This window comes from Bradyrhizobium sp. BR 1432 (assembly GCF_051547705.1).
Lineage (GTDB): Bacteria > Pseudomonadota > Alphaproteobacteria > Rhizobiales > Xanthobacteraceae > Bradyrhizobium > Bradyrhizobium zhanjiangense.
Map to the genome: position 1 here is coordinate 1,477,082 of NZ_JBPUGF010000003.1, position 26,632 is coordinate 1,503,713.

The 26,632-nt window shown below is 64.7% G+C and carries 22 protein-coding genes and 3 pseudogenes; 20 read left to right on the forward strand and 5 right to left on the reverse strand.

Features of this window, described 5'->3' with window-relative positions:
• The first annotated feature begins 51 nt into the window (after positions 1-51).
• The 9 genes and pseudogenes from ACSKB8_RS07165 (at position 52) to ACSKB8_RS07205 (ending at position 10,376) form a co-directional block, all read left to right on the forward strand.
• Positions 52-1,981, forward strand: a pseudogene (locus ACSKB8_RS07165) (ATP-binding protein).
• Positions 1,951-3,696, forward strand: a complete 1,746-nt coding sequence (locus ACSKB8_RS07170; protein ID WP_128956082.1) for an ATP-binding response regulator — start codon at positions 1,951-1,953, stop codon at positions 3,694-3,696. Before ACSKB8_RS07165 ends, ACSKB8_RS07170 begins: the two are co-directional and overlap by 31 nt.
• Positions 3,697-3,706: 10 nt before the next feature.
• Positions 3,707-4,444: a response regulator gene (locus ACSKB8_RS07175; RefSeq protein WP_438103432.1), complete on the forward strand. Its 738-nt coding sequence runs from the start codon at positions 3,707-3,709 to the stop codon at positions 4,442-4,444.
• Positions 4,445-4,837: 393 nt separating this feature from the next.
• Positions 4,838-5,449: a sigma-70 family RNA polymerase sigma factor gene (locus tag ACSKB8_RS07180; protein WP_091887231.1), complete on the forward strand. Its 612-nt coding sequence runs from the start codon at positions 4,838-4,840 to the stop codon at positions 5,447-5,449.
• 484 nt (positions 5,450-5,933) lie between these two features.
• Positions 5,934-6,632, forward strand: a complete 699-nt coding sequence (locus tag ACSKB8_RS07185) for a cytochrome c biogenesis CcdA family protein (RefSeq protein ID WP_438103433.1) — start codon at positions 5,934-5,936, stop codon at positions 6,630-6,632.
• 31 nt (positions 6,633-6,663) lie between these two features.
• Positions 6,664-7,227: a thioredoxin family protein gene (locus ACSKB8_RS07190; protein ID WP_438103434.1), complete on the forward strand. Its 564-nt coding sequence runs from the start codon at positions 6,664-6,666 to the stop codon at positions 7,225-7,227.
• Between the two features lie 102 nt (positions 7,228-7,329).
• Positions 7,330-8,304, forward strand: a complete 975-nt coding sequence (locus ACSKB8_RS07195) for a hypothetical protein (RefSeq protein ID WP_438103435.1) — start codon at positions 7,330-7,332, stop codon at positions 8,302-8,304.
• A gap of 386 nt (positions 8,305-8,690) precedes the next feature.
• A complete protein-coding gene (locus tag ACSKB8_RS07200) occupies positions 8,691-9,284 on the forward strand; it encodes a L,D-transpeptidase (protein ID WP_370990390.1) in 594 nt (197 codons plus the stop codon).
• Positions 9,285-9,338: 54 nt separating this feature from the next.
• Positions 9,339-10,376: an amino acid ABC transporter substrate-binding protein gene (locus ACSKB8_RS07205; RefSeq protein WP_128937084.1), complete on the forward strand. Its 1,038-nt coding sequence runs from the start codon at positions 9,339-9,341 to the stop codon at positions 10,374-10,376.
• A gap of 291 nt (positions 10,377-10,667) precedes the next feature.
• Here the strand turns inward: ACSKB8_RS07205 and ACSKB8_RS07210 are convergent, their stop codons facing one another.
• The gene (locus tag ACSKB8_RS07210) at positions 10,668-11,807 is read right to left on the reverse strand and encodes an acyl-CoA dehydrogenase family protein (RefSeq protein WP_438103436.1); all 1,140 of its coding nucleotides are present in this window, start codon (positions 11,805-11,807) and stop codon (positions 10,668-10,670) included.
• Positions 11,808-11,983: 176 nt separating this feature from the next.
• Positions 11,984-13,183 (reverse strand): acyl-CoA dehydrogenase family protein, encoded by a 1,200-nt coding sequence (locus tag ACSKB8_RS07215; protein WP_438103437.1) that lies wholly within the window; start codon positions 13,181-13,183, stop codon positions 11,984-11,986.
• A gap of 138 nt (positions 13,184-13,321) precedes the next feature.
• Between ACSKB8_RS07215 and ACSKB8_RS07220 the strand changes: the two genes are divergently transcribed.
• The 3 genes and pseudogenes from ACSKB8_RS07220 (at position 13,322) to ACSKB8_RS07230 (ending at position 15,953) form a co-directional block, all read left to right on the forward strand.
• A complete protein-coding gene (locus ACSKB8_RS07220) occupies positions 13,322-13,867 on the forward strand; it encodes a carboxymuconolactone decarboxylase family protein (RefSeq protein ID WP_438103438.1) in 546 nt (181 codons plus the stop codon).
• 90 nt (positions 13,868-13,957) lie between these two features.
• Complete coding sequence (locus tag ACSKB8_RS07225) at positions 13,958-14,452, forward strand: VOC family protein (protein ID WP_438103439.1); 495 nt, start codon at positions 13,958-13,960, stop codon at positions 14,450-14,452.
• A 168-nt stretch (positions 14,453-14,620) separates the two neighbouring features.
• Positions 14,621-15,953, forward strand: a pseudogene (locus ACSKB8_RS07230) (IS1182 family transposase).
• A 103-nt stretch (positions 15,954-16,056) separates the two neighbouring features.
• Here ACSKB8_RS07230 and ACSKB8_RS07235 read toward each other — a convergent pair.
• Together ACSKB8_RS07235 and ACSKB8_RS07240 are read right to left on the reverse strand one after the other, a co-directional pair.
• Positions 16,057-17,289: an MFS transporter gene (locus tag ACSKB8_RS07235; RefSeq protein ID WP_438103440.1), complete on the reverse strand. Its 1,233-nt coding sequence runs from the start codon at positions 17,287-17,289 to the stop codon at positions 16,057-16,059.
• 173 nt (positions 17,290-17,462) lie between these two features.
• A complete protein-coding gene (locus tag ACSKB8_RS07240; protein ID WP_438103441.1) occupies positions 17,463-18,710 on the reverse strand; it encodes an MFS transporter in 1,248 nt (415 codons plus the stop codon).
• Positions 18,711-18,898: 188 nt separating this feature from the next.
• On the opposite strand from ACSKB8_RS07240, the pseudogene ACSKB8_RS07245 reads away from it, so the two are divergent.
• Positions 18,899-20,969 (forward strand): annotated as a pseudogene (locus ACSKB8_RS07245) (prolyl oligopeptidase family serine peptidase).
• An 11-nt stretch (positions 20,970-20,980) separates the two neighbouring features.
• Here the strand turns inward: ACSKB8_RS07245 and ACSKB8_RS07250 are convergent.
• Entirely contained in the window at positions 20,981-21,655 is a 675-nt protein-coding gene (locus ACSKB8_RS07250; RefSeq protein WP_438103442.1) for a DUF938 domain-containing protein, read from the reverse strand.
• 260 nt (positions 21,656-21,915) lie between these two features.
• On the opposite strand from ACSKB8_RS07250, the gene soxX reads away from it, so the two are divergent.
• The 7 genes from soxX (at position 21,916) to ACSKB8_RS07285 (ending at position 26,625) form a co-directional block, all read left to right on the forward strand.
• The gene (soxX, locus tag ACSKB8_RS07255; RefSeq protein ID WP_438110446.1) at positions 21,916-22,269 is read left to right on the forward strand and encodes a sulfur oxidation c-type cytochrome SoxX; all 354 of its coding nucleotides are present in this window, start codon (positions 21,916-21,918) and stop codon (positions 22,267-22,269) included.
• Between the two features lie 25 nt (positions 22,270-22,294).
• Positions 22,295-22,786, forward strand: a complete 492-nt coding sequence (soxY, locus tag ACSKB8_RS07260) for a thiosulfate oxidation carrier protein SoxY (RefSeq protein WP_438103443.1) — start codon at positions 22,295-22,297, stop codon at positions 22,784-22,786.
• Positions 22,787-22,797: 11 nt separating this feature from the next.
• The gene (gene soxZ, locus ACSKB8_RS07265; RefSeq protein ID WP_370990400.1) at positions 22,798-23,109 is read left to right on the forward strand and encodes a thiosulfate oxidation carrier complex protein SoxZ; all 312 of its coding nucleotides are present in this window, start codon (positions 22,798-22,800) and stop codon (positions 23,107-23,109) included.
• The gene (gene soxA, locus ACSKB8_RS07270; protein WP_438103444.1) at positions 23,109-23,972 is read left to right on the forward strand and encodes a sulfur oxidation c-type cytochrome SoxA; all 864 of its coding nucleotides are present in this window, start codon (positions 23,109-23,111) and stop codon (positions 23,970-23,972) included. Before soxZ ends, soxA begins: the two co-directional genes overlap by 1 nt.
• Complete coding sequence (locus tag ACSKB8_RS07275; protein ID WP_438103445.1) at positions 23,969-24,277, forward strand: hypothetical protein; 309 nt, start codon at positions 23,969-23,971, stop codon at positions 24,275-24,277. The genes soxA and ACSKB8_RS07275 overlap by 4 nt, the downstream gene beginning before the upstream one ends.
• 141 nt (positions 24,278-24,418) lie before the next feature.
• Positions 24,419-26,170, forward strand: coding sequence for a thiosulfohydrolase SoxB (gene soxB / locus ACSKB8_RS07280; RefSeq protein ID WP_438103446.1), 1,752 nt, complete (start codon positions 24,419-24,421; stop codon positions 26,168-26,170).
• Positions 26,167-26,625, forward strand: a complete 459-nt coding sequence (locus ACSKB8_RS07285; protein WP_438103447.1) for a DsrE family protein — start codon at positions 26,167-26,169, stop codon at positions 26,623-26,625. Before soxB ends, ACSKB8_RS07285 begins: the two co-directional genes overlap by 4 nt.
• Positions 26,626-26,632: the final 7 nt, after the last annotated feature.

Here is a 26,632-nt window from a genome sequence, read left to right on the forward strand (position 1 = left end):
ATCCGCTGGCGCATCCTCTCGATCGCGGCGCTGAACTCCGCCGTCGTGGTGGTGCTGGTCGCGATGATCTGGAACGGCGCGCAGGTGCTGGGCTCGGCCTGGGACGACGTGCGCCAGGTGCGCGAGTCCGACCGGATCCTGGCACTGCTCGAAAGCGAGACCGGGCGGCTGCAAAACCTGATCCACCGCTATATCAACCAGCCGAGCCCGGACCTGTTCGCCGAGATCCTGCTGCTGCGTGAGGCAGTGCTGGGGACGCTGGCCAACCGCGCCACCAAGGATCCGATGTTGTCGGGCTCGGTCGAGGAGCTCGAGCGCACCACCGACCGCTTCCTCAACGGCTTTGGCGAGCTGCGCAGCGTGCAGGCCACCATCGCCAAGACCTATGAGGAGCAGGTGCAGGGCCCGGCCAAGGACATGGCGGGCCTCTATTCCATCATCGAAGGCGCCACCGGCCATCGCGACGCGCTGATCTGGCCTTCGCTGGGAAAATCCCGCGAAGCCTTCACCGCGATGCTGGTCGCGGCCAATTCCTACTATCTGTCGCTGTCACCGGGCGCGGCCGACGACGCGCGGCGCAACACCGAGACGATCGAGAAGACCATCCCGGTCATGATCGACCTCGCCGACAACGACCTTCAGCGCATGGCCTTGCGGCGGCTCGCGGACCGCACCGCATCCTTGCGCGAAGGCTTTGCAAAACTCTCCGAGCAGCTGGCGAGCCGCACCGATCTGTTGCGCAACACCATCGACGCCAGTCAGGCCGAAGCGATCGGCGCCATCGACGACCTCTCGACCAAGATGCGCCGGCGCGAGCAGAAGGCGCAGGCGACTTTTGATCGCACGCTGGCCGACATTTCCCGCCGCGTGCTGTCGATCGCGGTGATCTTCCTCGGCGTCATCCTCACCGCCGGCGTGATGATCGCACTATCGATCCGCCTGCCGCTCCAGCAGCTGATGGCGGCGATGCGCGCGATCACGCTCGGCGACCTCGACCGCGAGGTGCAGGGCACCAAGGCACGCGACGAGGTCGGCGCCATGGCGCGCGCCGTGGAAGTGTTCCGCGAGAACGCGATCGCCAAGCGCCAGACCGAGGACGAGCTGCGCGCGTCGAAGGAGAAGGCCGAGAGCGCGCTGCTCGAGCTCAACACCGCGCAGCAGAATCTCGATCGACGCCGAGCGGCTCGCCGCGCTCGGCGGCCTCGTTGCCGGCGTCGCCCACGAGGTCAATAACCCGATCGGCATCAGCCTGACCGTCGCGTCGAGCTTTGCCAGACGTAGCGAGATCTTCGAGGCCCAGCTCAAGGGCGACGGGGGCTTGCGCCGCTCGCAGCTCGAGGAGTTCGTGCAGTCCTCGCGCGACGCCTCGCAGCAGCTCGTGGCCAACCTGCAGCGCGCCGGCGAGCTGATCCAGTCGTTCAAGCAGGTCGCGGTCGACCGCTCCCATGCCGAACGGCGGCAGTTCAGCTTAAGCGAAGCCACCGACCAGATCATCGCCAGCCTGCGCCCGGTGCTGAAGCGCTCGCCGATCACGCTTCAGGTCGACGTGCCCGAGGGGCTGCTGCTCGACGGCTATCCCGGCTCCTACGGCCAGATCCTGACCAATCTCTTCCTCAACGCCGCCAACCACGCCTTCGCCGACGGCCGCGCCGGCACGATCGCGATCTCGGCGCGGCCGCGCGGGGCCGACGACATCGAGATCAGCTTCGCCGATGACGGGGCCGGTATGACCCCGGACGTGCAGCGCCAGGCCTTTGACCCTTTCTTTACCACCCGGCGCAATGAAGGTGGCACGGGACTTGGCCTGCATATCGTCTATAACCTCGTCACCCAGCAGCTCGGCGGCCGCATGATGCTGGAATCCAAGCTGGGACAAGGCACTACTTTTCGCATTATCATGCCCCGCATCGCCAAGGGCGCACAAAGCACAGAAAGTGACGGGACTTCTCAATGGCCGAACAGGACGATGTCCTCCACCTGATCGACGACACCGGTACCGCGTCGGAGGATGCCAACGCCCGAAAATGGAAGATCGCCGTCATCGACGACGATCCGGCCGTGCATGACGGCACCCGCTTCGCGCTGTCCGACTACAGCCTCAACGGCCAGAGCCTGGAGATCCTGTCGGCCTATTCGGCGGCGGAAGGTCGCAAGCTGATGGCCGAGCACGGCGACATCGCCGCCGTGCTGCTCGACGTCATCATGGAGACCGACGTCGCCGGCCTCGAGCTCGTCGAATTCATCCGCAACGAGATCAAGAACGAGACCGTCCGCATCATCCTGCGCACCGGCCAGCCCGGCCAGGCGCCGGAGCGGCGCGTGATCGTGCAGTACGACATCAACGACTACAAGGCCAAGACCGAGCTCACCGCCGACAAGCTGTTCACCTCGCTGACCGCCGCGCTGCGCTCCTATCAGCAGCTCGAGCGCATGGTGCAGACGCGGCGCGGGCTCGAGATCATCATCGACGCGGCCTCGACGCTGTACGACTTCAAGTCGATGCAGCGGCTCGCCGAGGGCGTGCTGACCCAGCTCGCCTCGCTGCTCAACGTCGACTGCGCCGGCATCCTGGTCCTGCGCGACAATGGCGGCGTCGACCCCGAGCTCTCGGTGCTCGCCGGCAGCGGCTGCTACAGCCGCTTCATCGGCACCACCTCGTCGAAGGCACTCGACCCCGAATTGCGCGAGATGGTGGAGGCCGCGTTCCAGCGCCGCAAGAACGAATTCGCCGACCACCGCAGCGTGATCTATTTGCGCACCGGAAGCGGCCGCGAGGTGGTGGTGCTGCTGCAGGCCGAGCGCGAGCTGTCGGAGACCGACCGCTCGCTGGTCGAGATCTTCTCCAGCCGGCTCTCGATTGCCTTCGACAACGTGATCCTCTACCAGCAGCTCCAGGACGCCAACACGCAGCTGGAGGACCGTGTCGCCCAGCGCACCCGCGCGCTGATGCAGGCCAACCGCCGCCTGTCCGCGCAATGGCTGCGGCTGCAGCGCGCCAACGGCTTCAAGAACGAGATTTTGGGCACCGTCGCGCACGATCTGAAGAATCCGCTCGGCGTCATCCTCGGCCGCACCGAGATGCTGAAGGAGCTGATCTCGACTGGCGCCTCGCAAAGCGGCGTGGTCGCCCAGGTCGATCACATCCGCGACGCCACCAAGCGGCTGACCACGATGGTCGATCATTTGATCTCGGACGCGATGGCCGATGCCTTCGACATCACCATCCGCCGCGAGCCGGTCGACGTCGCGGGCCTAGTCAAGGAGGTCGCCGAGGCCAACCAGCCGCTCGCCGTCAACAAGCAGCAAACGATCAGCGTCGCCGCGCCGCCCAACATCGTCACCATGTGCGACACCGACCGCATCCGCGAGGCGATCGACAATCTCATCAGCAACGCCATCAAATACTCGCCGATCGGCGGCAAGATCGCCGTGGCCGTGACCCATGAGGGCAGCGAAACCATCGTCCGCGTCAGCGACGAGGGGGCCGGCCTGTCGCCGGAGGATCTCGGCCGCCTGTTCGGCCGGTTCCAGCGGCTGTCGGCAAAGCCGACCGCCGGCGAGAGCTCGACAGGGCTTGGGTTATCCATCGTGAAGCGTATTATCGACATGCATGGCGGCGAGGTGACGGCCGACAGCGACGGGCCCGGCACGGGCTCGACCTTCACCATCACGCTTCCCGCGACTGAAATGCCGTGATCTCAAGACCATGACCCAAAGCCAGCACATCATGATCGTCGACGACGAGGCCCCGGCCCGGGAGATGGTCGGCGATTATCTCAAGATGCACGGCTTCACCGTGACGCTGTGCGACGGCGGCAAGTCCTTGCGCGCCGCGATCCAGGGCCGCATGCCCGACCTCGTCGTGCTCGATCTCAACATGCCCGAGGAAGATGGGCTCTCGATCATCCGCGACCTCAAGAGCCGCATCAACGTGCCCGTGATCATGCTGACGGCGACCGCGAGCCCGATCGACCGCGTCGTCGGGCTCGAGCTCGGCGCCGATGATTACGTGGCAAAGCCCTGCGAGCTGCGCGAGCTGATGGCGCGCATCCGCTCTGTGCTGCGGCGGAGCGGGCCGGCCAAGGCTGCTGCGCCGGACGCCGGCGCTGCGAAATCCGACAAGGATCAATTGGTGCGCTTCGGCACCAAATGGCTCGATCTCGAAGCGCAGGCCTTGCGCGACGACGAGGGCAACGAGCATCCGCTGACCGCGTCCGAGTTCGGTCTGCTCAAGGTGTTCGCCGCCAATCCGAAGCGCGTGCTGTCGCGCGAGCGCCTGCTGGAGCTCGCCAATGCGCGCGACGCCGAAGCCTTCGACCGCGCCGTCGACCTCCGCATCATGCGCATCCGCCGCAAGATCGAGCCCGATCCCGCCAAGCCCGCCGTGATCCGCACCATCCGCGGCGGCGGCTATCTGTTCTCGCCGGCCGGCGAGAAGGCGTAGGGCGGCATCCCCCGCGGGGTCGTCCCGGCGAAGGCCGGGACCCATTACCCCAACAGGCTCTGGGCGCGTGGGCTGATAACCACGAGTCTTCGCCAAACCCAATCCTGTGGCTATGGGTCCTGGCTTTCGCCAGGACGACGCTTGAGGCGGCAGCGAACGCAACACCCCCAAATTCGTTCCTCACTCCGCCAATCCCCACCCCCGTATTTCCCGTACATTGAAATTCCACGCTTTTTTGCTCCGAATGTTTCGTCACACCCCTTTCGACGAAACAATTTGGCAGCGCACGAAACCATTTTCCGCTTTTCGTGCAGACGTCCCGAAACGTTGGCTGATTAACACTTTCCCTCAAGGAAACGCCGCTCGGTCGCGGCGCTACGGGGAGCTAGTTTCATGCCGAACGTCATTGCCATCAACGCCCAGGCCAGCCAAAGCATCATTGCCGTTCAGGCGACTTCGGACGACATGCTTCTCGAAAGCATTGCCGGCGGCAACCGGACGGCCATGCATATCCTCTATTGCAGGCACAATGTGCGGGTTTACCGTTTCATCCTGCGCATCGTGCGCGATGCCACCACGGCGGAAGACCTCGTCAGCCAAGTGTTTTTGGACGTGTGGCGGACCGCCGGCCAATTCCAGGGCCGCTCGCAGGTCTCGACCTGGCTGCTCTCGATCGCCCGCTTCAAGGCGCTGACAGCGATGCGCCAGCGCCGTTTCGAGGACATCGACCAGGAGGATGTGCGTCAGATCCCCGACGATTCCGACACGCCGGAGACCTCGCTCGACCGCAGCGACACCAGCGCCATCCTGCGCGCCTGCGTGCAGAAGCTGTCGCCTGCGCATCGCGAGATCATCAACCTCGTCTATTACCATGAGAAGTCGGTGGAGGAGGTCGGCCAGATCATCGGCATCCCCCAGAGCACGGTGAAAACGCGGATGTTTTACGCCCGCAAGCAACTGGCCGATTTGCTTAAGGGCGCCGGCGTCGATCGCTTCGCCGCCTAAACTCAACGGATTCAATGGGATAGGGCCGCGCCTTTGGCTCTGTCCCCGGACACGGAAGTGTTACCGCCGACGAAACAATTGAAACAAAGCACAACATCAGGCGGAAAAACTTCCCTCCTATAAAGCTCACATACGGTTTTGGTTAAACCTCCCAAGGACCTCCAACGACCCGGACGGGATGCCCCCCTCCGGGTCGTTTTGTGTTTGCCGGAAGGTGCGGCGGCAGGCTCCCGCCTCTCCCGCGTGCGGGAGAGGCCGACCGCGCCCCGGGCGATGCGAAGCATCGTCCCGCGTGCGGCGGGTGAGGGTTTTTCCATCTTGGGGAGTGTCCCGTTGCGGAGACACCCTCTCCCCAACCCTCCCCCCGTTGTCGCCGACGCAATTGCCCTACAAAGACAGCGGCTTCGTCACGAGCGCGTGACGGCGCGTAACGATCCACGCATCCATCCCGAACAGCCCTCGTGACTTCCTCCACGAGTGCCCGATGCTCGAACTTCTCTTCGCCGTCCTTGCCGGCATCCTCACCATCGCCGCGCCGTGCACGCTGCCGATGCTGCCGATTCTGCTCGGCGCCTCGATCGGGCGCGCGGGGCACTTGCGGCCGGCGATGATCGCGCTCGGCTTCGTCATGTCGTTCTCGGCGACCGCGCTGCTGCTCGGTGCGATCACGCGGCTGTTCGATTTCGATCCGAACGTGCTGCGCGAGGCGGCGTCGATCCTGCTGCTCGGCTTCGGCCTGTTGATGCTGTGGCCGGCGCCGTTCGAATGGCTGTCGATCCGGCTCAATGGCTGGCTCGACCTCGGCAATTCCAGCGCCACCCAGCGCGAGGGCGCGCTGGGCGGGCTCGTGCTCGGCACCACGCTCGGCCTGGTCTGGACGCCCTGCGCCGGCCCCGTGCTCGGCTCGATCCTGACGCTGGTTGCGACCTCGAAGAACTTGGCCTGGGCCGGCACGCTGCTGGTCGCCTACGCCATCGGCGCGGCGATCCCGATGCTCGCGATCGCCTATGGCGGCCAGGCCGCGACCACGCGGGTGCGCAGCCTCGCCCGCATCTCGCCGCGGCTGCAGCAGGGTTTTGGAATCGTTGTGATCGCCTTCGCGGTCGCCGCCTATTTCCAATACGACACGCTGTTCGTGGCGTGGCTCACCGGCTTCTATCCCACCGGCCAGATCGGCCTGTGATCATCGCGCATCTCGACCGGAGGACTCGTCCATGACTTTCAAATTGCTCACCGTGGCCGCCGCCCTGATCGGCATGGCCGGATCAGGCGCCGTCATCCCCGGCATCTGCGACGAGGCCGCGCGCGCCGCCGCCATCGTCACCGCCGCCGCGAGCCAGCAGACCGCGCCCGACTTCACCGGCATCAACAACTGGTTCAACTCGAAACCGCTGAGCATGGCCGACCTGCGCGGCAAGGTCGTGCTGGTCGACTTCTGGACCTATGGCTGCGTCAACTGCGTCAATACACTGCCGCACGTCACCGACCTCTACGCCAAGTACAAGGACAAAGGTCTCGTCGTGGTCGGCGTGCACACGCCGGAATTCCCGTTCGAGCGTTCCGCCTCCAATTTGCAGGCTGCACTGAAACGCCACGGCATCACCTATCCGGTGGCGCAGGACAATGCTTCCAAAACCTGGAACGCCTACCGCAATCGATATTGGCCGGCGCAGTATATCATCGACCAGACCGGCAAGATCGTGTTCCAGCACGAAGGTGAAGGCAGCTACGACCAGATCGACGGTACGGTGGCGCGGCTCCTGAACGTGAACAGCTGATGCCGCGCCGACATCGCGCGGCCGGATTTATCTGTCGTCCTTGTTGCTTGACTCCACGGACCCGTCCGTGGAGTTTCGCATCGACGAAATCAGCCGCCCGTGATGGACGACGCGACCACCAGCAACGACATCCGCCTTCGTGAAGGCTCCTCGATCGCGCAGCGGCTGATCATGGCCGGCTCTGCGGCCGCGGTTGCGCTGTGCTTCACGCCCGGCCTGTTCACGCACGACACACTGGAAGAGATCATCTCGGTGGCCGCTCTCCTCCTGGGCGCGGCATTCGTCTGCGGCATCATGCTGGCGCCGGCGGTGGTGTGGATCATCACCCCGAACGAGATCCTGATCGGGCAACAGCGTCCCTTCGGAAAGCTCCGCACGCGGGTCGTCGCCAAGGACGACGTCAGGGAATTGCAGGTTCCCGGCAGCAAGCGGGCGAAAGCCCGTTTCCAGCTGGCCTTCACGCTGGCCTCCGGGGAACGCTTGACGTCCCCGCCGATCTCCGACGTCACGCATGTGCGCGACACCGTCGCCCGGATCGCCGCGCAATTCGGCGTTCCCAACGTCGAGGCACCTCGCAATCCGCTCGATGCCAGCAATCCCGAGATGCATCTCGGCGAACCTCTCGAGCCGTTTCCCACGCGCGACATCCGCATCGTTGCATTGATCGCCGTCGCACTGTGCGCCGTTCCCTACGCCTACAAGCTCTGGCGCGGCCTGCCGCCCGGCCCGATCGACATCATGCTGCTGCCGGTTGGCGCGATCGCCGCGTTCGCCGTGCACAGATATGCCAACCTCGTGACCGGCGCCTTCTGGATCATCCGGCAAGGGGACATTCGCATCGAACGCCTGTGGGGCGACGGCACGCCGCGCGCCGACCATATCGCGGGGCACGACGTGAAGACGATCACGGTCGAGCGCCGCGGCCGGTCCGAGGACGAGCATTGCATCGTGGTGATCCGGCTGCACTCCGGACGGCGCTTTCGCAGCCCCCGCATCGGATCGCGGCTCGAGGCCCGCGCCGTAGGCGCAGAAATCGTCCGGCGGCTCGGGATCGCGGCGGAGAGCAACCGGATCTGATTGGCGTCTAGCGCCAATTGTCGAAGTTGATCTCACCGCGAGTTTGCTCCGCCTCTCCCGCTTGCGGGAGAGGCCGACGCGTCCCGGGCGATGCGCAGCATCGTCCCGCGCGCGGCGGGTGAGGGCTCTCTCCTCTTGGGGAATCCCACCGCGGCGACACCCTCTCCCCAGCCCTCCCCGCAAGCGTGGGAGGGAGCGCACCGAGCCAGGGCGCCACGATCACTGCTTTTCGCGCCATCCCCTGTTTGTGGCATTGCCCGGCGCGTCAAAAAACCAAAGCATTGCCGTGACATATCAGGGCGGCGCGCCATCAACTTGCCATGAACTTGCCCCTCAGGTTTGATGGTGCTGAATGATTTGCGCTGTGGCAGCGGGGAGAGCTTTACATGACGGATTTTCGTCGCCTGACCGGGATGCTCGTGGCTGCGATCGGCCTGATCCTGTCGACGCCGCAAGCCTTCGCCCAGCAGCCTGACCGCGGCGACGAGCCGGGCCTGATCGCCGACGACGCCTACCAGCTCGATCCGGAATGGCAGAAGCAGGTGGTCTACTTCCGCACCACCGAGGCGCCCGGCACCATCATCATCTCGACTGCCGAACGTCACCTTTACCTGGTGCAGCCCGGCGGGCGCGCGATCCGCTACGGCATCGGCGTCGGCCGCGACGGTTTTCAGTGGCAGGGGCTGGTGAACATCACCAACAAGAAGGAGTGGCCGGACTGGACGCCGCCGCCGGAGATGATCCAGCGCCAGCCCTATCTGCCGCGCTTCATGGCCGGCGGCCCCGGCAATCCGTTAGGAGCCCGCGCCATGTATCTCGGCACGACCGTCTACCGCATCCACGGCACCAACCGTCCTGACACGATCGGCACCAAGGTGTCCTCGGGCTGCTTCCGTCTCGTCAACAATGACGTCGCCGATCTCTACGATCGGGTCCCGGTCGGGACCAAGGTCGTCATCCGGCAGAAGCCCGAACTCTAATCTTCCTCGCCTTCGCGAATATTCCATTTCCCGATTTTTCGAGAGAGCAACATGATGCGCACTTTTCGAGGCGGCCTGCTGATCGGGCTCGCGGTCGCCGTGCTGGTCGCCGTTCTGGCCATCGTCTATGAATTCTACGACACCCGCACGCTGAAGCGCACCGTGCGCCGCGGCGAGGTGCTGTGCGGCGTCAACAAGGGCCTGCCCGGCTTCTCGATCCCCGACGACAAGGGCAACTGGACCGGATTCGACGTCGATTTCTGCCGCGCGGTGGCCGCGGCGATCTTCAACGATCCGGCCAAGGCGAAGTTCGTCGCACTCGACGCCAGCGAGCGCTTCAAGGAATTGCAGAGCCGCAAGGTCGACATCCTCTCGCGCAACTCGACCTGGAGCATGGCGCGCGAGCTCGACTACGATCTCTATTTCCCGGCGGTCGCCTATTATGACGGCGCAGGTTTCATGCTGCCGCGTTCGCGCAACAAGGAGACCTCGCTGGACCTGACCGGCAGCAAGGTCTGCGTCCAGTCCGGCACTACGACGGCACTCAACGTCGCCGATTACTTCCGTGCCAACAACATGAAGTATGACGAGGTGAAGTTCGACAAGCTCGACGACGTCGTGAAAGCCTACGACACCGGCAAGTGCGACACGCTGAGCGCCGACGTTTCCCAGCTCTATGCGCTGCGGCTGAACCTCGCAAAACCCGGCGACCAAATGATCCTGCCGGACATGATCTCCAAGGAGCCACTCGCCCCCGTCGTGCGCCAGCGCGACGACGACTGGATGATGATCGTGAAGTGGACGCTGTATGCGATGATCAACGCCGAGGAGCTCGGCGTCACCTCGGAGAACATCGACGAGGCCCTGAAGTCGAAGAAGCCGGAAGTGATGCGCCTCGTCGGCACCGAGGGCAATTACGGCGAACAGCTCGGCCTCACCAAGGACTGGGCCGTCCGCATCATCCGCCACGTCGGCAATTACGGCGAGATGTACGAGCGCAACATCGGCGAGAAGTCGAAGCTGAAGATCCCGCGCGGCATGAACCAGCTGTGGAATGCCGGCGGCGTGCAGTACGCACCGCCGATGCGGTAGGCGGCGGTCTCGCCGCCGTCATTGCGAGCGAAGCGAAGCAATCCAGACTACCTCCGCGGTGACGGACTGGATTGCTTCATCGCCAGCGCAAAATTGCTTCGCAATTTTGTCGCAGGCTCCTCGCAATGACGGGCTTGGGGCAGGCGCTCTCCACACTCTCAACTGTCATCGCCCGGCTTGACCGGGCGATCCAGTATTCCGAGACGCCAATCGTATGCGGAGAAGCCGCGGCGTACTGGATCGCCCGCCTTCGCGGGCGATGACAGCGGAGAACGAGGCGGCTGCCCCGCCTCAATACCCCCGCGCCCGCGCCAGCTGCTCGGTGTGATAGTTGGCGTCGCCGAACAATTCCTCGCACACGCGCGCGCGCTTCATGAAGAAGCCGATGTCGAACTGGTCGGTCATGCCCATGCCGCCGTGCATCTGTACGCCTTCCTGCACTGCGCGCGTCGCGGTGGTGCCGGCGCGGGCTTTTGCCACAGCGACGCTCGATGCAGCCTTGGTGACATCAGCATCCAGCGCCTGGAGTGCCTTCATCACGGCGGCACGGGTGATCTCGATGTCGACATAGAGCTCGGCGGCGCGGTGCTGCAGCGCCTGGAATTCGCCGATCAGCTTGCCGAATTGCTTGCGGCTCTTCAGGTACTCGACGGTGCGGCCAAACACCTCGTCGCTGAGGCCGACCATTTCGGCAGCCACCGCGCCCCGGCCGATGTCGAGCACGCCATCGAGCAGGCTTGCGCCCTGATCGAGCTCGCCGAGCACGCTGTCGGCATTGACCTCGACATTGGCGAATTCGATCCGCGCCGCGTTGTGCGCATCGACCATGATGGTGCGCTCGACCGCGATGCCCTTCGCCTTGGGGTCGACCAGGAACAGCGTCAGGCCTTCACGCTCGCCGGCAGCACCCGCGGTGCGCGCGGCGACGATGAGCAGATCGGCGACGTGGCCGTCGATAACCAGCGCCTTGGCGCCGGAGAGCTTGAAGCCGTTGCCGGCGCGCACGGCCTGCAAGTTCGTCTGGAGCGGGCGATGCTTTGCGCCCTCGTCGATCGCGAGCGTCGCAAGCAGCGAGCCGCTCGCGATCTTCGGCAGATATTCCGATTTCTGCGCCGCGTTGCCGCCACGGTTCAGCGCGGAGGCCCCGACCACGCTGGTGGCGAGGAAGGGCGAGGGCATCAAGGAGCGGCCGATCTCCTCCATGACAACACCGGCTTCGACGTGGCCGAGACCAGAGCCGCCGAACTCTTCCGGCACCAGCAGGCCGGCAAAGCCCATCTCGGCGAAGGAATGCCAAAACTCCTTGGAGAAGCCGGTGGGATCCTTGCTGTCGCGCAAGTGACGCAGGTGCGACACCGGCGCCTTGTCGCTGATCAGCCCGCGCGCGCTGTCGCGGAGCATCGATTGTTCTTCAGTGAGGACGAGGGCCATGTTCTTGTTTCCGAATTCGAAATCTATCTATGTTTGTCATTCCGGGATGGCCCGAAGGGCCAGGCCCGGAATCCATCAGGCGGCACGTAGGCCGCGAGATGGATTCTCAGATGCGCAATTGCCCATCGTAGCTCGCGCGTTGCGCGCCCCGGAATGACGCGTGGTGACAGTGTGCCTCACGCCCCCGGCAGATCCAGGATGCGCTTGGCGACGATGCCGAGCATGACCTCGGACGTGCCGCCTTCGATCGAGTTGGCCTTGGTGCGCAACCAGGCGCGCGGGCGGGCGCCCTGCTTGGAGCGCTCGCTCTCCCATTCCAGCGCATCGACGCCGCCGGCCGACATCAAGATCTCGTAGCGGCGCTTGTTGAGCTCGGTGCCGTAGTACTTCATCGCGGAGGAGAATGCCGGATGCGCTTGCCCCGCCTTGGCGAGATCGACCGCACGCTCGGCACAGGCCGCAAGCGCAGCCTCATCCACATCGAAGCGCGCAATCTGGCCACGCAGCATGGCATCGTCGAGCCGCCCCAGCGCATCGGTGCCGACCGAATCCGCCGCGATCTGGCCGAGCGGACGGCCGACGCCGCGCTCGCCCATGCCCGAGATCATCGCGCGCTCGTGCTGGAGCAGATACTTTGCGACGTCCCAGCCGCGGTTGACGGTGCCGACCACATGCGACTTCGGCACGCGGACGCCGTCGAAAAAGGTTTCGCAGAACGGCGAGTAGCCGGAGATCAACAGGATCGGCTTGGTCGAGACGCCCTTCGAGGTCATGTCGAACAGAATGAAACTGATGCCGTCGTGCTTCTTGGCAGTGGGATCGGTGCGGACCAGGCAGAAGATCCAGTCGGCGTAATTGGCATAGGACGTCCAGATCTTCTGGCCGGTGATGATGAAGTCGTCGCCGTCGCTCTCGGCACGGGTCTGCAGCGAGGCGAGATCGGAACCGGCATTCGGCTCGGAATAGCCCTGGCACCAGCGAATCTCGCCCGCGGCGATCTTCGGCAGATGTTCCTTCTTCTGCGCCTCATTGCCGTATTTCAGCAGCGCCGGCCCGAGCATCCAGATGCCGAAGCTCGACAGCGGCGGACGCGCGCCGATTCTGGCCATCTCCGCGCGCAGCACCTTGTGCTCGGCAGCACTGAGGCCACCGCCGCCATACTCCTTCGGCCAATCAGGCACCGTCCAGCCCTTGTCGCGCATGCGTTCGAACCAGATGCGCTGCGGCTCGGACGAGAATTTTGCGTTGCGCCCGCCCCAGAACACATCGGCGTCCGACGTCGCGGGCTTGCGCATCTCCGGCGGGCAATTGGCTTCCAGCCAGGCGCGCGTCTCGTTGCGGAATGTTTCGAGATCGGCAGTCTCAGAATCTGTCATGGGTCGTTTCCATCAATCAAAATCGACTTGTTTGCGCCGACTCTGAGCCATCGCCTCGTGGAATTCAACCACTTCCGCAGCCCGCATTCGGCTATAGTCGCCGCCACGGCGAGCCTTGAAAACAAAGAGGAAACAACAATGCGCCTAAAGCTTCTTTCGCCTGGCGAAATGAACGAGAGCCAGCGCCAGACCTATGACGAGTCGATTGCCGGCAAGCGCGGCAAACCGCCGGCGCCGATGATGGCCTGGCTCAACAGCCCGGAGATGGCGCGTCACGCCACGCGGCTCGGCGAAGTGCTGCGCTTCGACACGATCTTCCCGGCCAAGCTCTCGGAGATCGCGATCCTGGTCACGGCGCGGCACTGGACCGCGCATTACGAATGGTATGCGCATAAGCGCCTGGCGCTTGCGGGCGGCATGAAGCTTGAGATCATCGAGGCGATCCGCGACCGCCGCACGCCTGAGTTTGACGATCCCAAGGGCAAGATGATCTACGACGTCGCGAAATCGCTGCATGAGGGCCACAGCGTCGAGAAGGGCCTCTATGATGCGGCGGTCAAGCTGCTCAGCGAACGCGGCGTCGTCGAGATCATCGGGCTGTGCGGCTATTACACGCTGGTGTCGATGACGCTGAACACGTTCGAGTTTGGCCTGCCGGAGGGCGAGGTCTCGGAGCTGGCTTAGTTTCCCATTCGGAAACGAAGAGTTTCAGGGTGAGCCGGTAGCACTGTCCCGAGGCTCGCCTTATGTGGAGTCCATCAACGGAGCAGCCACATGTCGCAGAACCAAGCCGTCGCCGCCGGCACCAGGATCGGCCACGTTCACCTCAAGGTCGCCGATCTCGATCGTGCGCTCGGCTTCTATTGCGGCGTGCTCGGCTTCGAGCTGATGCAACGCATGGGCTCCGGCGCGGCCTTCATCTCAGCCGGCGGCTATCATCACCACATCGGGCTCAACACCTGGGAGAGCAAGGGCGGCTCGCCGCCGCCGCCGGGCACGACTGGGCTCTATCACACCGCGATCCTGTATCCGACCAGGCCGGCGCTGGCGGATGCGCTGCACCGGGTGCTCACGGCCGGCATTGCGCTGGATGGTGCCAGCGACCACGGCGTCAGCGAGGCGCTGTATTTGCGCGACCCCGACCAGAACGGCGTCGAGCTGTATTGGGACAAGCCGAGGGAGCAATGGCCGTTCGGGCCGGACGGGAAGCTCGCGATGTTCACGAAACGGCTGGACGTGGATGCGCTGCTGCGGCAGCGCCAAACGTGATGCCGTAGGGTGGGTTAGGCAAAGCCGTAACCCACCAACTTCGCTCCGCATTCGCTGAAGCATGGTGGGTTACGCCTCCGGCTAACCCACCCTACGAGGCTGTGACTCTTTTCCGTATCGAGCGTCAGGCGGATATGATTCTCTAAGCAGATTGATTTGCTGGAGAGAATGATGGCGGACGACGGACTTTTTGGCGAATTGCCGGAACAGTCGGCGCCATGCACCGAAGTGGTGCCGCGGGGCGCACCTCGGCTGCGCGAGCCTGTGCGCGATCAGGTCGAATTGCGAGCGGTCGATATCGATAGCCTGATCGGGCAGGATCATCCGGTGCGGGTGATCTGGGCTTATGTCGAAGGGCTCGACTTGAGCGAGTTGGAAGATCGCGTCAAGGCGCGGGAGAACAGGCCGGGTTATCCGGCGCCATCGCCACGGTTGCTGCTGGCGCTTTGGCTGTACGCCACGAGCGATGGCGTTGGCAGCGCGCGGGCGCTGGACCGGCTCTGCGACAGTCACGACGTCTACCGCTGGCTCTGCGGCGGCGTGTCTTTGAACCATCATACGCTGTCGGACTTCCGGGTCGGCTGTGCCGACTTGCTCGACCGTTTGCTGGTCGAACATCTGGTGGCCCTGAACGAGGCAGGGTTGGTTGATCTGGAGAAGCTGACCCAGGACGGGGTGCGGATACGGGCGAGTGCGGGAACTGGATCGTTCCGGCGGGAGGCGACGCTGGATCGGCAGATGGCACAGGCCGGGGCCGTGGTGGAAGAGCTCAAGCGCGAGGTCGATGCGGATCCGGAAGCCAGCAATCGGCGTATCCGGGCCGCTAAGGAGCGCGCGGCGCGGGAACGCAGCGAGCGGGTGCAGGCCGCGCAAGCGGCGCTGGCTGAGATCAAGCGCAAGCGAAAACAGCTCGATGACAAGGGCGGCAACGGCAAAAAAGCCAAAAGAGCCACGGGCCTCTACCACCGACCCGCAGGCACGGGTGATGAAGATGGCGGATGCCGGCTTCCGTCCGGCCTACAATGTGCAGGTGGCTAGCGCGGCCGGCGAACTGATCGTGGTCGCGATCGATGTCGACAACAGCGGCTCAGATCGCGGCTTGATGCGACCGATGCTGGAGCGAACGCGCGCTCGGCTGAAGCGCTTGCCACGCCGCTACCTCGCCGATGGCGGGTTTTGCAGTGGCGAGGACATCGAATGGGCGCATGGCGAAGGTATCGAGGTTTACTGTCCTCCTCCCAAATCCAGGAGCGGTGTCGATCCCTTTTTACCCCGGAGCAACGACGGTCCTGGCGTAGCGGCCTGGCGTGCTCGCATGGCCAGCGAAGCCGGCAAGGCACAGTACCAAGCCCGCACAATCTGCGAATGCATCCATGCCCGATGGCGGAACTGGGACCTCAGGCAATTAACCGTGCGCGGTATCGCGAAGGTCCGTGCCGTTGTGCTCTGGTACGCCCTCACCAACAACATCCTGCAGGGACACCGTCTCGTAAAGGCATAGACCGCAGCAGCATACCGACGGCCTGACGCCGCCGGCTTCGACCTCAAGGGACGCTAACGCCCCTTGAGGTTCATGCCGAAACAAACGAATTGGCTCACAGGCTCTACGCAGTCTTCGCGCGGCTACCACGCACCATGATCAGCGCTGCTGCCGCCACCTCCAGCGCGATGCAGAGATAGAACGGCAGCGCGTACCCTCCGGAGAGATCGCGCAGGAAGCCGACGACGCCCGGGCCGAACGCATAGGTCACCTGATTGATCGCGGTGTTGAGGCTGATCAGCACGCCGAACGAGGCGGAATCGAACTCCTGCTGCACGATCAGCGACGGCAGCGTGATGAGGTTGCCGACGGAGAAGCCGAACACCGCGCAGGCCGCTATCAGCACATAGTCGTTGTGCAGGTTGATGACGACACACAACGCCGCGGCCTGGCTGAGGAACGATAGCGCCGAGGCCAGCCGCTGGTTGAGGCGGTCGATCACCAGCGAGAACAGCACGCGGCCGACCACGGCCATCGCCGTCAGCACGGCGACGGCGACAGCCGCGCGCTCGCGGCCGATCACGGGATCGAGGAACGAGATCAGGTGCACGATGAAGCCGACCTGCGCGAACAGCACCAGCGCGAAGGCAATCGTCACCGAGAGGAAGCCGACGTCACGCAGCGCCTGCGCGCGGATCTGCGTCGACGATTGCAGCTTCGGCTTCGCCGCCGCATGCCAGCCGTGAAGATCGGGCGAGCGGCCGACGAGAACGAGAATCACCGGCAGGAGCAGCACCAGCATGGCGCCGGCAGTGGCGTACATCGCGCTGGCGAAGCCGACATGGCCGATCAACGCCACCAGCAGCGGCACGCCGACGATGCCGCCAAAACTGGCACCGTTCAGCGCGAGGCTGATCGCCATGCCGCGCTTGGCATCGAACCACAGGCTGATCGTGTTGGTGATCATGGCGAGACTGGTGCCGGCCCAGCCGAAGGCGAGCACCGCATTGGCGAGATAGAGCTGCCAGGGTTCGCGCACCGCGCCGATCGTGATAGCGGCCGCTGCCATCGCCAGCGTGCCCGCGATCAGGCAGAGCCGCGGACCGTAATTGTGGACGGCCTCGCCGACGAAGACGACCAGCAGCGCGCCGAACAGGTAGAAGAAGGTCGTGCCCGACGAGATCAGTGAGGCCGACCAGCCGTGCGCGCGTTGGAGCTCGGCGACATAGACGCTCTGGCCATAGAAGCCGAGTCCCCAGCCGAAGGTCGCGAGCAGGAAGCAGACCGCGACGATACGCCAGCCTTCGTAGCGGAGGGTGGATTCGTCGATCGCCGGAGTCCGAGGGTTGTCGAGCATGCTACCTACTCCGTCATGCCCGGGCTTGTCCCGGGCATCCACGTTCTTCGATCCGCGCGCCTAAGACGTGGATGGCCGGGACAAGCCCGGCCATGACGCATCTAATAAATCCCATCCGAAAATCACTTCGACGGCGATCGAAGCATCAACGCTGCTGACAGCCTCCTGCCAACTCAGATCGCATCCGGGAACTCGCCCATCGCAGCGTCCAGACGCGCCTTGCGGCGACGCGCCCAGGACGCCAGCGACAGCACGGCGAGGCCGAGCACCACCGGCGGGAACACCACCATGTTCACCGCGGACCAGCCGTAATTGGCGAGCAGCTGGCCGGAGGAGAACGAGCCGATCGCCATCATCCCGAACACCAGGAAATCGTTGAACGCCTGCACCTTGTTGCGCTCCTGCGGACGGTGTGTCTCCAGCACCAGCGCGGAGGCGCCGATGAAGGAGAAATTCCAGCCGACGCCGAGCACGATCAGCGTCGCCCAGAAATGCATTGCTGTGATCCCGGAAAGCCCGATGCCGGCGGCGCCTGCCTCCAGCAGCAGACCGGCAGCGACCACCTTCGGAGCACCGAAGCGCGCGATCAGCGCACCCGTGAAGAAGCTCGGCCCGTACATGGCGACGATGTGCCATTGAATGCCGAAATTGGAATCGGACACGCTGAGGCCGCAGATCTTCATGGCGAGCGGCGCCGAGGTCATCACCAGGTTCATCATGGGATAGGCGATGACGCCGCACAAAGCGGCCGCGATGAAGCGCGGCTGGGTCACGATGTCGAGCAGCGGCCGTCCGCCATGCAGATCGGCCGCCGCGGGCTTGGGCATGTCGACGCCGGCGACGATGCCCATCGCGACCAGCGCCACCGCCGCCTGCACCAGGAAGCTGAAGGCGAACAGATAAGGCTGCCAGACGTCCATGGTCCACTGCACGAGCTGCGGACCGAGCACGCCGGCGAACACGCCGCCCGCCATCACCCAGGACACCGCCTTGGGCCGGTACGCCGCGCTGGCGCCGTCGGCGGCGGCGAAGCGATAGGATTGCGCCACCGCGCCATAGAGGCCGCCGAGGAAGGTCGCGATGCAGAACAGCGCGAAGGAGGCGTGCAGGATCGCGAAACAGCCGGTGAGGCCGGTGAGCGTGCCGAGGCCCGTGCCGATGACGAAGGCGGCGCGTCGACCGAAGCGGCGCGAGATCGCGCCGGTCGGCAGCGTGCCGGCGGCGAGCCCGAGCACGTACATCGACAGCGGCACGGTCGCGAGCGACATGTCGGGCGCGAGCGTGGCGCCGACGATCGAGCCGGTGGCGAAGATCACCGCCGAATTGGCGCCGGTCAGCGCCTGCGCGGCGGCAAGGCGCACCACATTGGCACGCGCGCGCGTGTCGTCAGCGATTTCGGCAGTCGCGGTCACATCTAACATCGGTATTTCCGCCCCAAAGGGCTCTCGTTGATTCCCGGCACTATGGAGGGCGCTGATGGGCGGACAACCGGCGCAAACGGACGCGGGCCATGCCTCTGACGCAATCGGACGGATGATAGCGGGCCGCGCCCTTGACGGCTTGCGCTCGATCAAATCCTATCCGCCGCGATCTTCCTGGAGTTTTGCTCATGACCGTCGACGACAGGCCTACGCTCAGCGCTCCCGACGACGATCCCTGGCTGTGGCTGGAGGAGATCGAGGGCACGCAGGCGCTCGATTTCGTCGAGCGGCAGAATGAATTGACGCTCAAAGCGTTCGGCGGCAAAGCCTTCGAGCACGACCGCGACATCCTCGCGGCGATCTACGATCGGCCCGACAACATTCCCTATGTCAGCCGGCGCGGCAGCGATCTGCACAATCTCTGGAAGGACGCCACCAATCCGCGCGGCCTGTGGCGACGGACGACGCTGGCGGAGTTTCGCAAAGCCAATCCGGCGTGGGAGACCATGCTGGATATCGACCAGCTTGCGGCGGGCGAAGGCGAGGACTGGCTGCTGAGCCAGATCGTCACGATGCCGGGACACTCGCGGGCGATACTGAGCCTGTCGCGCGGCGGCAGTGATGCCGTGACGTTGCGCGAGTTCGACATGGACACCAGGAGCTTCGTGGCCGGCGGGTTCACGCTGCCGGAAGCGAAGGGCGGCGTGGATTGGCTCGATGCGGACACGCTGCTGCTGTCGAGCGCCCATGGCGAAGGCATGGCCACGAGCTCGGGATATGCACGGACCGTGCGGCTGTGGCGTCGCGGCCAGCCTGTTGATCAGGCGCAAACAATCATCGAGACCGCCGCCGATCACATGATGATCTATGGCAGCGCCGATGACACCGGCGCGGAGCCGCGGGTCTGGCTCGTCGATCAGATCGACTTCTTCAATCACGCCATCTGGCTGCGCGATGCGACTGGTGCGACGACGAAGCTCGACCTGCCGACCGGCATCTGGATGCAGGCGCATGGCGACTGGTTCGCGATCAAGCTGCGCAAGGACTGGTCGATCGAAGGCCGGACCTATACCGCTGACACGGTGCTCGGCATCGCGCTGTCGGCGTTTCTCGCCGGCAGCCGCGATTTTTCGGTGCTGTTCGAGCCGGCGCCGCGGCGCGCGTTGCAAGGTCTGTTCTGGGCGGCGGGCAAGCTCGTGCTGTCAATCCTCGACGAGCTGCGCCCGCGCTTCGAGATCTGCACGCCATCCGCCGCCGGCTGGAGTCGCGACACGCTTCCCGGCCTGCCGCAGATCGGCGTCGTCGACATCTGGCCGCTCGATCGCCACCCGTCCGAAAGCAATGGCGACCTGCTCGCCAATGTGCAGGATCCGCTGACGCCGCCGTCGCTGGCCGCTGATCGCACGCGGCGTCGCAAGCCCGACCGTGCTGAAGCAAGCGCCGAGGACGTTCACCGCCGATGGTCTCGTCGTGACGCAGCACGAGGCCATCTCGATCGACGGCGAGCGCATTCCCTACGTGCAAACCGGCCCCGCCAACGAGGCCGGCGATGCGCCGGTCTATATGAGCGCCTATGGCGGCTTCGCCCATTCGGTGAAGCCGTATTACAACCCTTCGCTCGGCAAGCTGTGGCTGGAGCGCGGCGGCACGACGGTGCAGGCGAATTTGCGCGGCGGCGGCGAGTTCGGCACGCGCTGGCACGATGCCGGCCGGCTCGCCGGCAAGAAACTGTCGCATGACGATTTCGCCGCCGTCGCCGCCGATCTCGTCCGCCGCGGCGTGACGACAGCAAAGCGCATCGCCGCACAGGGTGGATCGAACGGCGGCATCCTCATCACCAACATGCTGGTGCGCTACCCCGAGCGTTTCGGCGCGCTGTTCTGCACCATTCCGCTGATCGATATGCGCCGCTACACGAAGTTGCTCGCGGGCGCGAGCTGGATCGCGGAATATGGCGACCCCGACAAGGTGGAGGAATGGGCGTGGCTGAAGACCTATTCGGCCTATCACAATGTGAGGGACGGCCAGGCCTATCCGCCGATCCTGATCGCCACCACGCGGCGCGACGACCGCGTCCATCCCGGCCACGCGCGCAAGATGGCCGCCAAGCTTCAGGCGATGGGCTATGAGGCCTGGTTGTACGAGCCCGCGGCAGGCGGCCACGGCTACGGCAAGGACAACAAGGAGCGCGCCGGCTTCGAGGTGCTCGGCTTCCGGTTCTTGAAGGACAAGATCGGGTGGAAAGATGGGGAGGCCTGACGGCCTCGCGCTCAGCCCCGCGAAAACACCAGCGTGAGATTGTTCGCGGGCATCTCGATGGTGTCGACGAGGCGGAGGCCTGCGCCTTGCGCCAGCGTCTCGACGTCACCGATGTCGCGCACACCCCATTCGGGATTGCCCTCGCGCAAGGACGTGTCGAACACGGCGTTGCTGAGCGCGGTGTGCTTGCCGTGGCGCTTGAACGGGCCGTAGAGGAACAGTTTGCCGTCGGCCCGCAGATAGCGGCCGGCGCCGGCGAAGAGGCCCTCGGCGACGCTCCATGGCGCAATGTGAATGACGTTGGCGCAGAACACGGCGGCGAGGCTGGTCGGCCCCTGACCGCTTTTCATCTCCAGGCACCAGTCGGGATCGGTCAGATCGATCCGTAAGGGCGAGCCGATGTTTGCGAGGCCCGAATGAACGCGCCAGGCCTCGATACTCTTGAGATGGCGCTGGTTGAGGTCGCTCGGCCACCAGATCAGACCGGGCGTGTGACGGGCGAAATGAACCACGTGCTGTCCGGTTCCGCTGCCGAGCTCGACCACGTTGCCGGTCAAGCCGGCGAGATGTTTCTCCAGCGCCGCCCAGATCGGCTCGTGATTGCGATGGAACGCCGGCGCATCGAGCCGGCCATCCGGCTCGACCCGTCCGCCGTCCCTGCCAAATTCGACGAGATATTCGGTCAAGTGAGGTCCCCTTGAAAACACGAGAACGCGTTGAAAACAGGATGGGCACCAAAGCGCCCTGGAAAAAGCCGGCCCGCGCCCATTGTCCTAATTGTTGGGGCCAAATCGGCCGAACCAATAATCTCTTTAATTACAATGCGGAAGATATTAACTCCATTTTCCCCGGTGCATAGTCTCGATTGTCAGGCGATGCCCTTTATGCTTTGGAACGCCTTTATTTCCGCGATCAGATCATCGCCATAACGCCTCGGAATACCGCCTTGACTGCCTTGTCCCGGACGTCCGTCCTGTTCCTCCTGCTGGCCATTGCCGCCGGCCTCGCCAGCCCGGCGCGGGCGCAGTCCGCCGTGGCCGAGGGCCGGAAGCTCGCCTTCGAGCGCGGCAAGGGCAATTGCCTGACCTGCCACGTGATCAAGGGCGGCGACCTGCCGGGAACGATCGGGCCGGAGCTGAAGGACATCAAGGCAAAGTACCCCGAGCGCAACGAACTGGCCGCGATCATCTTCGACGAAACCAAGCGCAATCCGCAAACCATGATGCCGCCGTTCGGCCGGAACCGGATTTTGACCGAGCAGGAGATCAACGCGATCGTTGATTTCCTGCAAACGCTGTAACGGCCGGCACGCCAGGAGACCTCTGATGACCACGACCACCGGCCCTCATCCGACGCGGCGCCTGATCCTTCAGGGCGCGGGCTCTGTCGCGCTGATCGGCCTTGGCAACCTGCCGTTCGCAGCCAGCCCTGCGCGCGCGGCGGCGAACGACAAATATCCGGAAGAGGCCTTCAAGCAGAAGAGCGAGGCCGACGCGATCAAGGCGCTCTACGGCAAGGCGGCCGAGCCGTCCGACAAGGTCAAGCTGGATGCGCCGGAGATCGCCGAGAACGGCGGCGTGGTGCCGGTCTCGGTGACGACGACGCTCGACAAGGTCACCTCGATCTCGTTCTTCGTGGCCGAGAACCCGTTTGCGCTCGCAGCGTCCTACAAGATCGCCGACGGCACGATTCCTGGCGTCGCCAACCGGCTGAAAATGGCCAAGACCACCAAATTGGTCGCCATCGTCGAGGCCGACGGCAAGCTCTACAGCGCGACCAAGGAAGTGAAGGTCACCGTCGGCGGCTGCGGCGGCTAAGGAGAACCGAGATGGCATCCAGCATTCGCGTACGCGCCACCGCCAACGGCGACCTCACCGAGGTGCAGGCGCTGATCCAGCACCCCATGGATACCGGCCTGGTCAAGGATCCCAAGGGCGAGCTGATCCCGGCGCACTTCATCCAGGAGCTGAAGTTCGAATGTAACGGCAAGGACGTCTTCGTCGCCAATTGGGGCACTGCGGTCTCCAAGGATCCTTACGTCAAATTCAGCTTCAAGGGCGCCAAGAAGGGCGACGAGCTCAAGATCTCCTGGACCGACAACAAGGGTGCGTCGGATACGACCACCGCGAAGATTTCCTGATGAAGACCCGATCTGCCCTCCTGCTTGGCTCGCTCAGCGCCGCGCTCGTTGCGTTCGCCCTCACCTCTCCGCGCGTGGTCGCGGCCGACAAGGTCGATCCCGTCGCCGATGTCAAGGCGTTCCAGAACTTCTTCTTCCAGAAGTTTCCGAACGTGAAGCACGAGGATTTCGTCAACGGTCCTTATTCCATGAACGAGGACATGAAGCGGCAGTGGCAGGAGAAGGAGGAATTTCCTCCTTATGAATTCGCGCTCGACGCCGGCAAGGAAATGTTCGCCACCCCGTTCAAGAACGGCAAGACTTACGCCGATTGCTTCCCGAATGGCGGCATCGGCATCCGTCAGAACTATCCCTATTTCGACACGAAGGAAGGCAAGGTCGTCACGCTGGAGCTCGCGCTCAACCGCTGCCGCGAGGCCAATGGCGAGGCGCCCTATTCCTACGTCAAGGACGAGATGGCTTCGCTGACGGCCTACATGGCCTTCACCTCGCGCGGCAAGCCGATGGACATCAAGATCCCCGACGATCCCCGCGCGCTCGCAGCCTTCGAGAACGGCAAGCGCTATTTCTACACGCGCCGCGGCCAGATGAACTTCTCCTGCGCGAGCTGCCACGTGCAGAGCCCGGGCGAGCGCATCCGTGCCGAGACCCTGGCGCCGGCGCTCGGCATCCTCAACGCGATGCCGATCTACCGGTCCGAATGGAGCGGCATGGGCACGACCAGCCGCCGCTTCGTCACCTGCAACAGCCAGACCCGCGCGGTTCCGCTGGAGCCGCAATCGGACGAATATCGCGACGTCGAATATTTCCTCTCCTACGTCGCCAACGGCCTGCCGATCTCGGGGCCGGGAGCGCGGCCATGAAGCGGACCGGTCTCCTCGCCATATTGCTTGCGTTGACCATCGCGCTGCCCTCGGCGCACGCGGCAACGGAAGCGGACTACAAGGCCGCCTATGCCGCCGCGGAAGCCGCAGCCAAGGAGGCGGCCAGCCTGCGTCACCAATGGACCACGACGGTCTCGACCCTGGCGGCGGCGAAGAAGGCGGCCGATGGGGGCGATTTCGACCGCGCATTTGCCGCAGCGAAAGAGGCCGAGGCGCTGGCGAAGGCGTCGATCTTTCAGGCAAATTCCGAAAAAGAGGCCTGGAAGGCGATGGAAATCCGCTAGACTGGGCTTGGCGCGCGAGAACATCGTTGCTCCAGATCATTCTTTGAGCACGATCTTGTCGGAAAGCCGCACCACACTTTGCGCTAACACGGATCATGCTTGTGGAACAGTCGACAGCGTCGGGGGCGCGGAGAATTTGAGATGGCTATCCGGCGCCGCGATTTCCTGAAGAGCGCAGGTCTTGCCGTCGCATCTGTTGGGCTGCCGCGGCTCGCGCGCGGCGCCGACACCGCGAGCATCTATGACATCGAGCGCTTCGGCAATGCGCGCATTCTGCACATCACCGACACGCATGCGCAGCTCAACCCAGTCTTTTTTCGCGAGCCCAGCGTCAATATCGGCATCGGCGAGATGGCGGGGCGGCCGCCGCATCTGGTCGGGCGCGCCTTCCTGGAGCGCTTCGGCATCCGGTCCGACAGTGCGGATGCCTATGCCTTCACCTGCTTCGAGTTTGAGAAATCCGCGGGCCGCTTCGGCAAGCTCGGCGGCTTTGCCCATCTGAAGACGCTGGTCGACCGCTTGCGCGCCGACGCCGGGGAAAAGCATTCGCTGCTCGTCGACGGCGGCGACCTCTGGCAGGGCACGGGGCTCGCCAACGTCATGCAGGGCCGCGACATGGTCGAGGTCGCCAATCTGCTCGGCATCGAGGCGATGACCGGGCACTGGGAATTCACCTATGGCGAGCAGGCGCTGCGCGACAATCTCGAGCGCTTCAAGGGCGAGTTTCTGGCGCAGAACGTGTTCCTGAGCGAAGAGGCCGCATTCGACGACGCCCCCGCCTTCGACAAGGCCAGCGGGCGCGTGTTCAAGCCGTCAATCATCAAGGAGCTCGGTGGCCATCGCGTCGCAATCGTCGGCCAGGCTTTCCCCTATGTGCCGATCGCGCATCCCAAGCGATTCACGCCGGACTGGACCTTTGGCATCCGCGAGGAGGAGTTGCAGAAGCATGTCGATGCCTTGCGCGGCACCGACAAGGTCGATGCCGTCATCCTGCTGTCGCACAACGGCATGGACGTCGACCTCAAGCTCGCAAGCCGCGTCACCGGCATCGATGTCATCCTCGGCGGCCATACCCATGACGCGGTGCCGCAGCCGATTCCCGTGAAGAATGCTAGTGGCACCACGCTCGTCACCAATGCCGGCTCCAACGGAAAATTTCTGGCCGTGCTCGATCTCGCGATCGGCAAGGGCAAGGTCAGCGACATTCATTATCATCTGCTGCCGGTCTTTTCCGAGCTGCTGAAGCCGGATCCCGGGATGGCCGAGCTGATCGGCCGGCTGCGCGCGCCGCACGTGACCGACTGGTCGGAGAAGATCGCAACGCCCGATCGCCTGCTCTACCGCCGCGGCAATTTCTCCGGGCCCGTCGACGAGCTGATCTGCACGGCGCTGCGCACCGAGCTCGATGCCGAGATCGCGCTGTCGCCGGGCTTCCGCTGGGGCATCACCGCGCTGTCAGGCCAGGCGCTGACCATGGAGGATCTGCTCGCGGAAACCGCGATCAGCTATCCCGAGACCTATGTGCAGGAGATGACCGGCGCACAGATCAAGGACGTGCTGGAGGACATCTGCGACAACCTCTTCAACGCGGATCCCTATTACCAGCAGGGTGGCGACATGGTGCGCGCCGGCGGGCTCAGCTACACCTGCACACTGGACGCCGCGATCGGCAGCCGCATCTCTGAGCTGAAGCTCGGTAGCGGCGAGGCGCTCAGCGCCAGCCATCGCTACAAGGTCGCAGGCTGGGCCTCGATCAACGGCCAGCAGGGCGCGCCGGTGTGGGACGTCGTCGGCAAATATCTGCGCTCGGGCCGGATGTTTCAGGAGCGGCTCGGCTCCGGCGTGACGCTGAAAGGGGTCGAGGGCAATCCAGGCATTGCAGCAAAGGGATGATGCGGTCGCAACACTTATCCGCGATGCTTCTGGCAGTGCTCGTCTGGGCAGCGATCCCACAGGCTTCTGCCCAGCAGGTGCCGCTGCAGGACAAGCCGTTCGCCGAGCACAAGATCGTGCTTCAGCTCTCCGACGGCGATGCGAGGAAGCAGGCGCTGGTCTTGAGCGTCGCCAACAATCTGCTGAAGGCTTACGACCCCGACAAGATCGCGATCGAGGTGGTGGCATTCGGTCCCGGCATCGATTTGCTGCTGTCCGGCAGCGAGCGCCGCAAGCAGGTCGAGAGCCTGATCGCACAGGGCGTGCGCTTCGACATCTGCCTCAACACGGTCGACACGCTCGAGCGGGAGACGGGCAAGCGGCCGGAGTTCATCCAAGCTGCGACACCGGTGCAGGTCGGAGTCGGGCAGATCCTGTTTTTGGCGGAGAACGGGTACACGGTGGTGCGGCCGTAGGCTGCGC

Bases quoted from the DNA above. Each gene is read 5' to 3' on its own strand.
- soxZ (WP_370990400.1), top strand. From the start codon at position 22,798: ATGGCATCCAGCATTCGCGTACGCGCCACCGCCAACGGCGACCTCACC.
- soxA (WP_438103444.1), top strand. From the start codon at position 23,109: ATGAAGACCCGATCTGCCCTCCTGCTTGGCTCGCTCAGCGCCGCGCTC.
- ACSKB8_RS07170 (WP_128956082.1), top strand. From the start codon at position 1,951: ATGGCCGAACAGGACGATGTCCTCCACCTGATCGACGACACCGGTACC.
- ACSKB8_RS07210 (WP_438103436.1), bottom strand. From the start codon at position 11,807: ATGGCCCTCGTCCTCACTGAAGAACAATCGATGCTCCGCGACAGCGCG.
- ACSKB8_RS07225 (WP_438103439.1), top strand. From the start codon at position 13,958: ATGTCGCAGAACCAAGCCGTCGCCGCCGGCACCAGGATCGGCCACGTT.
- ACSKB8_RS07240 (WP_438103441.1), bottom strand. From the start codon at position 18,710: ATGTTAGATGTGACCGCGACTGCCGAAATCGCTGACGACACGCGCGCG.
- ACSKB8_RS07180 (WP_091887231.1), top strand. From the start codon at position 4,838: ATGCCGAACGTCATTGCCATCAACGCCCAGGCCAGCCAAAGCATCATT.
- ACSKB8_RS07235 (WP_438103440.1), bottom strand. From the start codon at position 17,289: ATGCTCGACAACCCTCGGACTCCGGCGATCGACGAATCCACCCTCCGC.
- ACSKB8_RS07195 (WP_438103435.1), top strand. From the start codon at position 7,330: ATGGACGACGCGACCACCAGCAACGACATCCGCCTTCGTGAAGGCTCC.
- ACSKB8_RS07200 (WP_370990390.1), top strand. From the start codon at position 8,691: ATGACGGATTTTCGTCGCCTGACCGGGATGCTCGTGGCTGCGATCGGC.
- soxY (WP_438103443.1), top strand. From the start codon at position 22,295: ATGACCACGACCACCGGCCCTCATCCGACGCGGCGCCTGATCCTTCAG.
- ACSKB8_RS07220 (WP_438103438.1), top strand. From the start codon at position 13,322: ATGCGCCTAAAGCTTCTTTCGCCTGGCGAAATGAACGAGAGCCAGCGC.
- ACSKB8_RS07185 (WP_438103433.1), top strand. From the start codon at position 5,934: ATGCTCGAACTTCTCTTCGCCGTCCTTGCCGGCATCCTCACCATCGCC.
- ACSKB8_RS07175 (WP_438103432.1), top strand. From the start codon at position 3,707: ATGACCCAAAGCCAGCACATCATGATCGTCGACGACGAGGCCCCGGCC.
- soxB (WP_438103446.1), top strand. From the start codon at position 24,419: ATGGCTATCCGGCGCCGCGATTTCCTGAAGAGCGCAGGTCTTGCCGTC.
- ACSKB8_RS07285 (WP_438103447.1), top strand. From the start codon at position 26,167: ATGATGCGGTCGCAACACTTATCCGCGATGCTTCTGGCAGTGCTCGTC.
- ACSKB8_RS07205 (WP_128937084.1), top strand. From the start codon at position 9,339: ATGCGCACTTTTCGAGGCGGCCTGCTGATCGGGCTCGCGGTCGCCGTG.
- ACSKB8_RS07215 (WP_438103437.1), bottom strand. From the start codon at position 13,183: ATGACAGATTCTGAGACTGCCGATCTCGAAACATTCCGCAACGAGACG.
- ACSKB8_RS07190 (WP_438103434.1), top strand. From the start codon at position 6,664: ATGACTTTCAAATTGCTCACCGTGGCCGCCGCCCTGATCGGCATGGCC.
- ACSKB8_RS07275 (WP_438103445.1), top strand. From the start codon at position 23,969: ATGAAGCGGACCGGTCTCCTCGCCATATTGCTTGCGTTGACCATCGCG.